The organism is Escherichia sp. KTE52, from assembly GCF_000408325.1.
Lineage (GTDB): Bacteria > Pseudomonadota > Gammaproteobacteria > Enterobacterales > Enterobacteriaceae > Escherichia > Escherichia marmotae.
Window position 1 is genome coordinate 57,268 of record NZ_KE138678.1, and the last position, 11,909, is coordinate 69,176.

Annotated in this window: 12 protein-coding genes and 2 pseudogenes; 9 read left to right on the top strand and 5 right to left on the bottom strand. The window is 43.3% G+C overall.

All coding sequences use genetic code 11. The features are described from left to right. Positions 1 to 97: 97 nt before the first annotated feature. Positions 98 to 1,090, bottom strand: coding sequence for a protein-methionine-sulfoxide reductase catalytic subunit MsrP (gene msrP / locus A1SC_RS12170; protein WP_016262306.1), 993 nt, complete (start codon positions 1,088 to 1,090; stop codon positions 98 to 100). Positions 1,091 to 1,189: 99 nt separating this feature from the next. Beyond that, complete coding sequence (hiuH, locus tag A1SC_RS12165) at positions 1,190 to 1,603, bottom strand: hydroxyisourate hydrolase (protein WP_016262307.1); 414 nt, start codon at positions 1,601 to 1,603, stop codon at positions 1,190 to 1,192. A gap of 130 nt (positions 1,604 to 1,733) precedes the next feature. Here hiuH and hprR point away from each other — a divergent pair, with 130 nt between their 5' ends. From hprR to A1SC_RS23510, 4 genes and pseudogenes are all read left to right on the top strand, one after another. After that, the gene (gene hprR, locus A1SC_RS12160; RefSeq protein ID WP_016262308.1) at positions 1,734 to 2,405 is read left to right on the top strand and encodes a response regulator transcription factor HprR; all 672 of its coding nucleotides are present in this window, start codon (positions 1,734 to 1,736) and stop codon (positions 2,403 to 2,405) included. Further along, positions 2,405 to 3,763, top strand: coding sequence for a heavy metal sensor histidine kinase (locus tag A1SC_RS12155; RefSeq protein WP_016262309.1), 1,359 nt, complete (start codon positions 2,405 to 2,407; stop codon positions 3,761 to 3,763). The genes hprR and A1SC_RS12155 overlap by 1 nt, the downstream gene beginning before the upstream one ends. A gap of 108 nt (positions 3,764 to 3,871) precedes the next feature. Further along, positions 3,872 to 4,080: pseudogene (locus A1SC_RS25830) on the top strand (peptidase); the annotation flags it as partial. A 34-nt stretch (positions 4,081 to 4,114) separates the two neighbouring features. Further along, positions 4,115 to 4,240: pseudogene (locus tag A1SC_RS23510) on the top strand (transposase); the annotation flags it as partial. Here the strand turns inward: A1SC_RS23510 and A1SC_RS12150 are convergent. The 3 genes from A1SC_RS12150 to ccdA are packed head-to-tail and all read right to left on the bottom strand — an operon-like array spanning position 4,224 to position 5,568. Next, positions 4,224 to 5,042, bottom strand: coding sequence for a site-specific integrase (locus A1SC_RS12150; RefSeq protein ID WP_016262310.1), 819 nt, complete (start codon positions 5,040 to 5,042; stop codon positions 4,224 to 4,226). The pseudogene A1SC_RS23510 and the gene A1SC_RS12150 sit on opposite strands and share 17 nt — an antisense overlap. Then, on the bottom strand, positions 5,043 to 5,348 hold the full coding sequence (ccdB, locus tag A1SC_RS12145; RefSeq protein ID WP_016262311.1) for a type II toxin-antitoxin system toxin CcdB: 306 nt from the start codon (positions 5,346 to 5,348) through the stop codon (positions 5,043 to 5,045). A gap of 1 nt (position 5,349) precedes the next feature. After that, positions 5,350 to 5,568, bottom strand: a complete 219-nt coding sequence (gene ccdA / locus A1SC_RS12140) for a type II toxin-antitoxin system antitoxin CcdA (protein ID WP_000813639.1) — start codon at positions 5,566 to 5,568, stop codon at positions 5,350 to 5,352. Between the two features lie 596 nt (positions 5,569 to 6,164). Here ccdA and A1SC_RS12135 point away from each other — a divergent pair. The 5 genes from A1SC_RS12135 (at position 6,165) to A1SC_RS12115 (ending at position 11,717) form a co-directional block, all read left to right on the top strand. Continuing rightward, complete coding sequence (locus tag A1SC_RS12135) at positions 6,165 to 6,425, top strand: hypothetical protein (protein WP_001523449.1); 261 nt, start codon at positions 6,165 to 6,167, stop codon at positions 6,423 to 6,425. Beyond that, complete coding sequence (locus A1SC_RS12130) at positions 6,422 to 7,012, top strand: hypothetical protein (RefSeq protein ID WP_016262313.1); 591 nt, start codon at positions 6,422 to 6,424, stop codon at positions 7,010 to 7,012. Before A1SC_RS12135 ends, A1SC_RS12130 begins: the two co-directional genes overlap by 4 nt. A gap of 1,185 nt (positions 7,013 to 8,197) precedes the next feature. After that, positions 8,198 to 9,628, top strand: coding sequence for a C40 family peptidase (locus A1SC_RS12125; RefSeq protein WP_016262315.1), 1,431 nt, complete (start codon positions 8,198 to 8,200; stop codon positions 9,626 to 9,628). Positions 9,629 to 10,551: 923 nt separating this feature from the next. Further along, positions 10,552 to 11,190, top strand: coding sequence for a winged helix-turn-helix domain-containing protein (locus tag A1SC_RS22760; protein ID WP_016262317.1), 639 nt, complete (start codon positions 10,552 to 10,554; stop codon positions 11,188 to 11,190). Beyond that, the gene (locus A1SC_RS12115; RefSeq protein ID WP_016262318.1) at positions 11,187 to 11,717 is read left to right on the top strand and encodes a PsaF/MyfF family fimbrial adhesin regulatory protein; all 531 of its coding nucleotides are present in this window, start codon (positions 11,187 to 11,189) and stop codon (positions 11,715 to 11,717) included. The genes A1SC_RS22760 and A1SC_RS12115 overlap by 4 nt, the downstream gene beginning before the upstream one ends. Positions 11,718 to 11,909 lie beyond the last annotated feature (192 nt).

Below are 11,909 nucleotides of genomic sequence, written 5' to 3' on the forward strand. Positions count from 1 at the left end.
CGTGGTTAATTGCCCACATCAGCCAGACAAACGGCAAAAATCCGGCAAGATGCAGGCAAACTTTCAGCCATGTCACTTGTTTTGCTGTCAGTCGCACTTAGAAATTCTCCCGTAAATCCAGTCCACGATAAAGCGACGCCACTTGATCGGCGTATCCGTTAAACCACAGCGTTGGCTGACGTTGTACATCAAGAATGCCACCTGAACCGATAAACCGTTCGGTAGCCTGCGACCAACGGGGATGATCAACATGTGGATTGACGTTGGCATAAAAGCCGTATTCATCGGGCGCAGCCAGATTCCAGGTGGTTGGCGGACGCTCCCGGGTCAGCTTAATACTGACAATCGATTTAATCCCTTTAAAGCCATATTTCCACGGCACAATCAGCCGTACCGGTGCGCCATTTTGCGGCGGTAGCGCCTTGCCATAAACACCAACGGTCATCAGCGTGAGCGGATGTATCGCTTCGTCGAGACGTAATCCTTCTGTATAAGGATATTTCAGGCCGCCGCCAATAAACCGGTCCTGCTGGCCTGGCATCTGTTCCGGCGCATAAATGGTTTCGAAGGCGACGTATTTCGCGTTACTGGTCGGTTCTGCCAGTGCCAGCAATTTGTGCAGCGGAAAACCAATCCACGGCACCACCATCGACCACGCTTCTACACAACGCATACGATAAATCCGCTCTTCCAGCGGGAAACGACGGATCAGTGCATCATGATCGAGGGTTAACGGTTTAGCGACTTCACCGCTGATTTTCAACGTCCACGGATCAGTTTTCAGACTGCCGGCATTTGCCGCTGGATCGGCTTTGTCCAGTCCGAACTCATAGAAGTTGTTATAGCCGGAAACTTTATCTTCCGGCGTCAGTGGCAGGTTATTTTGCCAGGTGGCAGGCCTGCTGAATTCTAATGGCTTTCCGGCTGGTGCGGATGGGCGATCATTCCCTTTAAACCAGTTAAGCACATCCGCATGGGTGGCGTTTGGTAAAGAGAGGGCTGCAGCGCTGATACCTAATGCTTTCAGAACTTGTCGACGTTGCATAAAAAAAGCCGACTCGGCGGTAATATCAGATTCTTTTAATTTCATAATTCATCACGATGTTTTGTTATTTATCAGCAAAATCTACCCTGTCAGGAAAAGCCTTTCCTGACAGAATCAGAGATATGGCATCTATATATTTATGAATTAACTTCCACGATAGGTTGAATATCCATGCTGACTGAGTAATAAAGGCACATGATAATGTTCATTCAGTTTATTAATATGAAATTCAACGGGGATCTCAGGAAAGAAACTTTCAAGATTTTGTTGCTTGAAATAGTCCCCGGTTTTAAATATAACACGATAATCGCCCGTGGTCGCAGTTTGTTCGGGCCACAGCCCCTTAATTCGTCCATCTTTATCTGTTTTAGCGGTATTAAGTTGTAACCAGCCATTATCCGCTTTCTTTTCAAGAGTGACTGTCACATCGGCAGCAGGTTTTCCTGTTTGCTGGTTCAAAATATGCACGCTAAGAATGTTTTGTTGTGTGGCATAAACTAAAGAAGGTAATGAGAATGCAGCCGTTGCCACCGAGAGTAATAAATAACGCTTTAACATGTTTATATCCTTGTCATATAAATGAGTTTTGAGGATAGCGAAAAAACGTCTCGGTAACCTTACAGCAGGATTACAATTTTGTAATGAACCGGCTATTTCTATAACATATGATTTATGGCATATTATTTTCATGAAGATTCTACTTATTGAAGATAATCAAAGAACCCAAGAATGGGTAACGCAGGGGCTTTCAGAAGCGGGTTATGTCATTGATGCTGTTTCTGATGGCAGAGATGGGCTTTATTTTGCGCTGAAGGATGATTATGCATTGATCATTCTGGATATTATGCTTCCGGGTATGGATGGCTGGAAGATCTTACAAACGTTACGAACGTCAAAGCAAACTCCCGTTATTTGCCTTACAGCAAGGGATTCTGTCGATGACAGAGTCAGAGGGCTCGACAGTGGGGCAAATGATTATCTGGTAAAACCCTTTTCATTTTCTGAGTTGCTGGCAAGGGTTCGGGCACAATTAAGGCAACATCACGCCCTGAATTCAACATTAGAAATCAGCGGGTTAAGAATGGACTCTGTCAACCAAAGTGTGAGCAGAAACAATATCAGTATTACTCTGACGCGCAAGGAGTTTCAGTTACTTTGGCTACTGGCCTCCAGAGCTGGCGAAATTATACCCAGAACGGTTATTGCGAGTGACATTTGGGGAATCAATTTCGATAGTGATACCAATACGGTGGATGTTGCCATTCGCAGGCTCCGCGCAAAAGTTGATGATCCTTTTCCTGAAAAGCTAATCACCACAATCCGGGGGATGGGGTATTCATTCGTAGCGGTAAAAAAATAATGAAAAGATTATCTATAACTATCCGTTTAACCTTGCTTTTCATATTACTGCTGTCTGTAGCTGGCGCTGGAATTGTATGGACTCTCTATAATGGCCTGGCAAGTGAGTTGAAATGGCGTGATGATACAACACTCATTAACCGGACAGCGCAGATCAAGCAGTTGCTAATTGATGGGGTAAATCCAGATATTTTACCTGTGTACTTTAACCGGATGATGGATGTTAGTCAGGATATCTTGATCATTCATGGTAATGGCATCAATAAAATTGTTAACCGGACAAATGTCAGTGATGACATATTAAATAGCATACCTGCGACTGAGACAATCAGCACAACTGGCATTTACAGAAGTATTATTAATGATACAGAGATAGATGCTTTGCGAATTTATATTAATGAAATTTCGCCAATATTAACAGTTACTGTAGCTAAATTGGCTTCAGCAAGACATAACATGCTTGAACAGTATAAAATCAATAGCATTATAATTTGCATTGTCGCCATTATATTGTGCTCGGTACTTAGCCCGCTGTTAATCAAAACGGGATTACGAGAGATCAAAAAGTTAAGTGGTGTAACTGAAGCATTGAATTATAACGATACCCGTGAACCTGTTGAGGTTAGCGCACTACCGAGTGAACTAAAACCTCTTGGGCAGGCGCTGAATAAAATGCATCATGCTTTAGTAAAAGATTTTGAACGACTTAGTCAATTTGCTGACGATCTCGCTCATGAACTTAGAACGCCAATTAATGCATTACTTGGTCAGAATCAGGTCACGCTCAGTCAAACAAGAAGTATCGCTGAATATCAAAAAACAATCACTGGAAACATTGAAGAGCTGGAAAATATTTCGCGGTTAACAGAGAATATACTTTTTCTTGCCAGAGCAGATAAAAATAATGTTTTGGTGAAACTGAATTTGCTTTCTCTCAATAAGGAAGTTGGAAATTTGTTAGACTATCTTGAATATCTTTCAGACGAGAAAGGTATTCGTTTTAAGGTCAAGTGCAATCAGCAAATTTTTGCGGATAAAATTTTACTGCAACGAATGTTATCGAATCTTATTGTTAACGCTATTCGATATTCACCAGAAAAATCGCTCATTCATATAACCAGTTTTCTTGATTCCAACGGATATCTTAATATTGATATCGCCAGTCCTGGAAAGAAAATTAATGAGTCGGAAAAAATCTTCCGCAGGTTTTGGCGGGGAGATAACTCGCGTCATTCCGTAGGTCAGGGACTTGGTCTTTCTTTAGTCAAAGCGATTGCCGAATTACATGGGGGAAGCGTTACATATCACTATATAAATGAAAATAATGTATTTCGAATCGCCTTACCACAAAAATATTAATTTATGATAACAATTTATCTTTTGGGGTTGGCATATATTCTAAATGTGAAGGCGAAAACTGTCGCTGCGGGGGGAAATCTGGCAGGATGACAGTTGGCTGCCTGCTGCATAAGCACAGTTTATCACCGTCTGGCAGACACTTCTGGCAACGGCAGTTACATACGACCGTTATTTACCTATTACTGCCTGACAGTTTTTCTGTCCCTGCCACCGATTATACTGAGCAGGAACTGGAGCGGAACAGCTATTGCATCAGCAGACCTGCAGCCACCTTCTTTCTACGCGCCAGCGGTGAATCGATGAACCAGGCTGGCATGTACTTCCCATTGTATCTGATACTGGAGGCAGGTCAGTAAGACCAATCCGGATGCGCCCTTTGAACCAGAACTGAAACGTCAGGCTGTCATGGAACTCTGTACACGACAGGTATCAGCCAGTGAAGTTGCCAGGCGTATTGGTGTCAGCTGTACGGTATTGATAATTGTTTCAGCATCGCAACCGCATCAGACTCCGGCATCGCAAACTGCACCCGGTGCCGTGCAGCCACATCCAGTGCAAACACCTTCGTGTAGACCTCTGTTGAGCTGATGGACTTATGCCCCATCAGGCTCTGCAGGACCTTCAGTGGTATACCGGCATACAGCATGTGCATCGCATAGGAATGGCGGAACGTATGTGGCGTGACCGGGACAGAGAACGTCACACCATCAGCGGCAGCGGCGGCAACCGCCTCCCCAATCCAGGTTCTGACCGTTCTGTCCGTCACTTCCCAGATCCGTGCTTTCTCTGTCCTTCCTGTGCGACGGTTACGCCGTTCCATAGGTATTTTCAGTGTTGCCACCATCGTCTGCAGCTGGCTGACGTACCAGGTGTCGGAGAGAGGAACCAGCCGGTGAATCTGCTGACCGGCTGGCATTCTTCCTGCCGTCTTGGCGGACTTTTCGGTTCGTTGTTTCAGGGTCGCAAGCTGCACAAACGGATACGGAGGCGCGAGCGAAAAATCCCCCCGCGTCAGCGCCAGTGCTTCATTAATACGCGCGCCGGTGTTCCACAGAGTGGCCAGCAACATCTTGCGACGCAGATCCGGGACATAATGGAGCAGGGCACTCACCTCGGGTGCCAGCAGATATTTCGGAAGTTCATTATGAACCATCGACATCTGGCGAAGTGCCAGAGCTGCCGGATAATCAATGGCAACAGGAAGTTGTGCAGACTGTCCGGCAGAATACACTGCCGGTACCATGGCAGCAGACTGGCTGTGAATAATGGAGCCTGACATTTATATTCCCCAGAACATCAGGTTAATGGCATTTTTAATGTCATTTTCCCGGTGACTGAGATCAGCCACTTCTTCCCCGATAACGGAGACCGGCACACTGGCCATGTCGGTGGTCATCATGCGCCAGGTTTCATCCCCGACATGCACCACCGGATAAAGTTCACGGGAGACTTTATCTGACAGCAGGCGGGCACTGGCCAGGGGGATCACCATCCGCCGCCCGGGCGTGTCAATAATGTCACTCTGGACATCCACAAACAGACGATAACGGCTCTCTCTTTTATAGGTGTAAACCTTAAACTGCATTTCACCAGTCCCTGTTCTCGTCGGCAAAAGAGCCGTTCATTTCAATAAACCGGGCGACCTCAGCCATCCCTTCCTGATTTTCAGCCTGCCAGCGTTCTGCGCGCAGTCGCCGGGCTTCGTTCTGCATAGTCGTACTGACCAAACCGGAGATATTCACGTCATACGCCTTGAGCAGCTGATAGCTGTCGCTGTCAACTGTCACTGTAATACGCTGCTTCATAGCACACCTCTTTTTGACATACTTCGGGTATGCATGTCAGTATATATTCTTATTCCGCAAAAATCAGCGCGTAAATACACATACTGTTATCTGGCTTTTAGTAAGCCTTATGTATTTTACCTTTCGTTATGTTAACCAATAAAAATTAAAATCTGACTTATAAAAACAAAGCGTAATTACCGGAGAGCCGCTTCTGTCAGATCCGACTTTCCGGAATATCACAACTTTCCGGAAGTGTACCACGCTGAGGAAATCATCATATCGCTGTTTTCCACCCCTGCGCGGCGCATCACAGGTCAGGGAGAAGACACAACATATAGTGTCACTAGCAGCTGAATGCAGCACTACATGTTGTACTTACAGGAGGTGGCGTTGTGTGGGGGGAGAAGAAGATCCGTGACAGCCGGAAACCGGATCTGCGCGGCGGGGAACGGGCAAGCAATATGATAATTAAGCAACATACATAAAATCATATCTGATATGGTATTTATCATTAAATATAAGACAATATCCGATATTATCAGAAATCAATAACACACAACTCATACAGGATATGATTTTTACCTGTCAGAACATTATCAGATGAAGCGTGCAGGATGGATGAAGAAAGGGTGTTTTCACTCAGCTATGAACAACTGACCCGGTTTGCGGAAAAACGCATCCGGGAATGCAATCTGGACAGCCAGGGCGTAACTTATCTCTGCGAGTCAGCCAAAGCCGGAGCCGTGCTGATCTTCTGGCATGAACTGGCCATAAATGGCTATACCTCAATGAATGCCATAAAGAGACAGGAGATCATTGACGCCGACCATCAGCGCCTCAGAAAGCTCATCTGGCCGGAGGATGACTGGAAATGACTCAGAGCCGCCGACCGTCGCCACTGCAACGGAGAGTGCTGATTGTGCTGGCTGCCCTTGATGAAAAACGGCCGGGCCCCGTGCTGACGCGGGACATAGAACGGGTGCTGGAGCGAAGCGGGGAGGCCCCTGTCTACGGGCCAAACCTGCGCGCCTCCTGCCGACGCATGGAAGCATCAGACTGGCTGCGCACCCTGCGCGCCCCGAATCTGCAGCTGGCTGTCGAGCTGACGGACGCCGGCCGGGCCGTGGCACAGCCTCTGCTGCAGGCTGAACAGGAGCGCCTCCGGGCAGAACAGCGCGCGGCGGAAGTCGTCGTACTGCCGCTGGTCCCGGCAGCAGATCTGCCCGCAGACGGCACGTCTGCCAAAGACCTGCCGGTGGAGCTGGACGGCATGACGTATCAGGCCTGCCGTGGGGATTTTGTGGTGCGTCTCGACGGCAGCACCTGTCTGCAGTTATGGAATAAAGAAGGCAGGGTGGTACGCCGGGAGGGCGATCCGCTGGAAGTGGCGCAGTGGCTACAGGCCTGTCACGATGCAGGAATAGAGGTTCGTGTACAGGTTAATGAAAGCGTCACCCCGTAAAAACATGCCTGCACGGTTTACACGTCATCCCATGGTGGCAGCAGGTTAACTTTCCTGCGCCACCAGTGGAAAGAGGCTATGCACAGTCTGGTCAAAAATCCTGACGTTGACATCAGTCACTCCCGCAGGACAGCCATCCTGGCTGGCAAGCATGTCATGTACCTCTGGCAAATAAAAGCACTTTATCGGACATCAGTGCTTACACACATAATATTATCTTCCGCACATCATCCCGGATATTATTTCCCGTCGTTTTCAGGAATCAGTTATTATCCGCGAGCCATGGTTACCTGAGAACATCATAAATGATACTAATATTTATATACAGGCAGAGATTCAGTCACGCAGGGTATTATAAAAGGAAAGATTTTATTTTATGTCTGACGAGTCAAAAAACCACCTATATCAAACATTGTGAATTAATTGTAATCACAGATATTTTGAATATATACAATTCACACATAATGAATATCTTTACACAGCCCCTTATGACTAAAAATCCTCAAATGTGTTGTCAATCAGATAATAATAAATAAACTATTAAATCTTCTTTCATTGTAGCAAATATTTTCACTCATACTGAAAGCTATCCAGCCTTTAAGGATAGAGAATAATAATTATTAATAATACAAAATAATAACAAAAAGTAATACTTTCATATATTATGCATGACAATTAGCTCTCTGGCTTTGTACGAGCAGCTACGAGATGGCCCTGCTGGATGTGGTGCCAGAAAGAGCAGCAACTGTACATTACTATAACAAAATGGCTGCCTGTCTGTGCTGATACCAGATAGGATGGTTCCGTTCCCCCTCCTGTGTTCAGGGAAATGGATTTGGCTATCGGAATATCCTGCCATATCACACTTCATTAAAAAACTTATTAAAACTGGTGTCAATATTTGTCTTTCAGGCCATTTGCACAGAAAGCGATGTGCTGTGGATGAAAGCAGATAAGATTATGGCCAACAATTACACACATGATGTCATGGCTCCGAGAGAGAAAATTTCAGAAACAACAACTGAGGAAAGATGATTTTACTCAGCCCATAGTTGTGCCGGAGGAGAAGGATCATTACCTGGTAATGGATATTTTTCTCGTCAGTTGTTGCATGGAAAAACGATTGAAAAGATGGCTACAAGCGAGCTGTATTAAGTTGTTTAATTTGTTATAGGAGTCCGCAATATGCAAAAAATCAAGATATCAAAAAGAATAAAGCCTCTTTGCTTAATAGTTCCTTTGCTGTTATCAGTATCATGCCACAATATTCCGCCCCCCCCTAAATTAACCAACTATATAGACCAAACAAAATCACTATTTCCAATAGAAAATTATCCTCAATCTGTCGATAACTGGTTCCCTTCCGGCCCAGAGAGGCATATTTCCGTCATAGATAAAACAGCACAGTTACGCCATTTTTCTGACCTGAAATCACACTATTTTGGAATGAAAGCAGGCGAAAAATCTCCCTGGAACATGTTTTATATAGCATCCATCCTTAGCCAGGGGGTTGAAGCAGATCGTGATGCTAATATAAAAAAGTATCTAGGAGAGAAAAGTGTTTTCTGGGGGGCAAATTTTAGAGTCCACACGAACACCTGGAAACAGCAGATAAGGGATAACGCGACGGCCAACATTGACCGGACTTATGCCCCTTCGAGACGGGGAATTACCATTAGAGAAACCCTGGTCAGACTTCTTCCGACTCTCGACCCGGCTTATGATAATCCAGGTCAGGCTGGGCAAGGCTATCCTTTTGATAATTTACAGGAATCATCAATCCGTCCCGGCACCCCTGTATTTGTCTTATCGACAAGCAACGACGGTCGCTGGAAATATGTTTTATCTCCCACTGTCAAGGGTTGGATATATAGTGAAGATATAGCAATGGTAGATCCACAGTTTGTTACCGAGTGGCTGACTCTGGCTAATAAAAATCTAGGAGCGTTTATAAAATCATACTCCGTTCATGAAAAAGACCTCTACTATTTTACGGCCCTCCCAGGAACTATCCTGCCATTCAGGAATAAACGCAACGGAGTTTTTGTGGTTGCAGTGCCTGTACGCAACTATGATGGGCGCGCACAAATTCGCTACGTCGAACTCAAGGAAGATGAGTTTGTTGCTATGCCATGGAAAATGACTCCCAATAATATAGCTATACTGATGAAAGCAGTGATCGGTAGACCCTATGGCTGGGGAAATTATAACTATTACAATGACTGCTCTGCCGAAATACAAAATCTTATGATTGCATTTGGGATATTGCTTCCCAGAAATTCTGCAGCACAAATACAGACGGCTTCCCAGCTTGTCAATCTCAGTCAAGCCAACATCAATACAAGACTGCGTTACCTCATGGATCATGGCAGACCTTTCACCACTCTTGTATACATCCAAGGACACATCATGCTGTATATAGGCAATGCTGTAATCAATGGGCAGCATGTACCAATGACATATCAGAATATATGGGGTTTGCGTCCGGCGGATTCCAGTAGCCGAAGCATTATTGGCGGTGCCGTTTTTTTCCCACTACTGGCCTCTTACCCAGAAACTCCAAGCCTGGAACCTCTGGCTGGCAAGGCTCTATTTAAATTGGGCTTTATTGAATAATTTTTGTTATATTTTTAACAAAACCATAAAGTTCATGAAGTAAAACGGGAATATCGGATAACCCCAGGCTCTAACAATGGTCAGGCCTCCTGACCATTCCGGCAGACGTACAAGTCTTTCTCACCTGGCAAGTTGCTATTTAGTCTTGAGTTGCTATTTAGTCTTGATAATTCGGTCTTCTTCATGTCATGTGTATGGTTTATCGCAAAATGTCATGGACAGCACATACAATCATCTACATTAATAAAATCAACAAGAGGAGGAATCAATATTAAACATGTCTCAACTAAAATTATAAGCACCAAAACAACACAGAACTTTAAATTTGCGCGCATAAAGCTTTTGAGACACTTAAAGAAGTATCTACGTTGCATTAAGTATTTGTTATCAGCCAGCCATCCACGAACAACAATTACGTTTTTTAAAAAATCGAGGCTAAAAACATAAATAACAAGCAATAATATCAAGCGAGCAAGATGTAATACATTAAACAACTCACCACTATCACCACACATTTTGAGCAAACTCCTGACGACGAGACAACAGGAGCCATTATAGCAACCACAAGCCAGCAGCAAACCAAACAGTCAATTATTAATCATTATTAACACCCATACAACAAGCACATCGGAAGGATTACTATACTGCTAATGCAACAGAGGGACTGGTGTTCCTGTAGCCCAGCACACATCCGCCATAAAGTATAAGCGCTCAAATGCGTAAAACCATACTCCTCCCTGGCAACAAAAAATCATGGCTTCAGCAAACAACATCAGCTACTAATAGCCAAATAATAATAAACAACTTTACAGTAAAGGTAATAAATAACTAATAATAATACATGCATAAAAAAAACTATCTGGACATAAAAATTCTTAATCTCTATATTTTCGCCATCGAAAAAGGAGAAAGGCCTGAGCAGCATGAAAACCGTAAGTTCGCATAACGTTATTCTTGACGTACTAAGAAATACAATGATCATAGATGGGGAATATAATCCTCTTTCAAAAAACGAATGTTTTTTAATCAAATATCTTTATGAAAGACAAGGAACCTCAATATCAAGGGATGAGTTAACACAACATTGCTGGCCAGGAAGGGTAGTATCTGCAACATCGCTTCCTGTAGCAATAAAACACATAAGAGATGTTTTAAAGAAAATAAAAAATGAAGAAATAATAAAAACTCATAAAGGTGAAGGATACTCTTTTCTTCCCGGAGTAGTTGAAATAAAAATTATCGATTCTTCTCCCGGGGACAAAACAAAGAACACAAAGAACACGGTAAAAACAGGACATCACAAACTACAAATTCGAAATTTCTTAACTGCAATAACAATAGGAACAAGTGTGTTTTTTTGGGGGGCGCTCAGCTTCGTTATATATACAAGATACACTAATAATATAAAGCACTGGCACACAAATAATGGTTCACTGATAATTTCAACATCAGAAACAATGAGTGAATTAATAGATGCCGTACACGAAGGAGACTCTATCTTTATTGATGACATGGAGTCAACACTTATCTGTGATAAACAAACATGCAACTTCATAAAATGAAAAATTCATTTGCAATAACTTTTATTATTTCGATTTTTGCTGCATTATTAACCATCAATAATGGCAACAATATAACATTTTTTTCTGAGAGAACATACAAAAATATAACAGAACACACAGATATAAAAATAAATGGAATTGGTTTTAATATTTTACATTACATGTCAGATAACAATGCAAAACTAATTATTTCAGAAACTCTTTCTGGAATAGCTATAAGAACAAGCCCGCACGGATATCTGTTAATACCAACTCATAAATATAAAACATCCAGCTCAGGCTCATTTCAATCTATAGGCTCAGTGTTATCTCTATGCTCCTACCACGCCGGCAATCATGATATTATGTTTTTTGACGGAAGCAGAGGTGTATTAGAAAACAATAATCAACTGATACCATTGCCAACTATATTTTTAGGTCAGAAGAATCACAGCAAGCATCCCCCAAATATAGCTCAAGAAAGAAACACAGAGCATAACAATGAAGAAAACAACAATTATAAAGAACTGACAACAATCAATTACTAATATTACGAGAAGCGGTGTAACAAAGGATGTTCACCGCAAACATTATTAACTAAAAACATTCAATAATAATGAAAAAGATTTTACCCTCTCCCCCTGCACACTGCATAAGATTAAAGATCTATGGGCATAGTAGATATTGCTGACAACATAATTTACGCTAACTTACAGGAATTACTAAACGAAAGAATAAAA

Coding starts and splice junctions, on each gene's coding strand:
- msrP (WP_016262306.1), bottom strand. CDS start 1,090: ATGAAATTAAAAGAATCTGATATTACCGCCGAGTCGGCTTTTTTTATG.
- hiuH (WP_016262307.1), bottom strand. CDS start 1,603: ATGTTAAAGCGTTATTTATTACTCTCGGTGGCAACGGCTGCATTCTCA.
- hprR (WP_016262308.1), top strand. CDS start 1,734: ATGAAGATTCTACTTATTGAAGATAATCAAAGAACCCAAGAATGGGTA.
- A1SC_RS12155 (WP_016262309.1), top strand. CDS start 2,405: ATGAAAAGATTATCTATAACTATCCGTTTAACCTTGCTTTTCATATTA.
- A1SC_RS12150 (WP_016262310.1), bottom strand. CDS start 5,042: ATGTCAGGCTCCATTATTCACAGCCAGTCTGCTGCCATGGTACCGGCA.
- ccdB (WP_016262311.1), bottom strand. CDS start 5,348: ATGCAGTTTAAGGTTTACACCTATAAAAGAGAGAGCCGTTATCGTCTG.
- ccdA (WP_000813639.1), bottom strand. CDS start 5,568: ATGAAGCAGCGTATTACAGTGACAGTTGACAGCGACAGCTATCAGCTG.
- A1SC_RS12135 (WP_001523449.1), top strand. CDS start 6,165: ATGGATGAAGAAAGGGTGTTTTCACTCAGCTATGAACAACTGACCCGG.
- A1SC_RS12130 (WP_016262313.1), top strand. CDS start 6,422: ATGACTCAGAGCCGCCGACCGTCGCCACTGCAACGGAGAGTGCTGATT.
- A1SC_RS12125 (WP_016262315.1), top strand. CDS start 8,198: ATGCAAAAAATCAAGATATCAAAAAGAATAAAGCCTCTTTGCTTAATA.
- A1SC_RS22760 (WP_016262317.1), top strand. CDS start 10,552: ATGAAAACCGTAAGTTCGCATAACGTTATTCTTGACGTACTAAGAAAT.
- A1SC_RS12115 (WP_016262318.1), top strand. CDS start 11,187: ATGAAAAATTCATTTGCAATAACTTTTATTATTTCGATTTTTGCTGCA.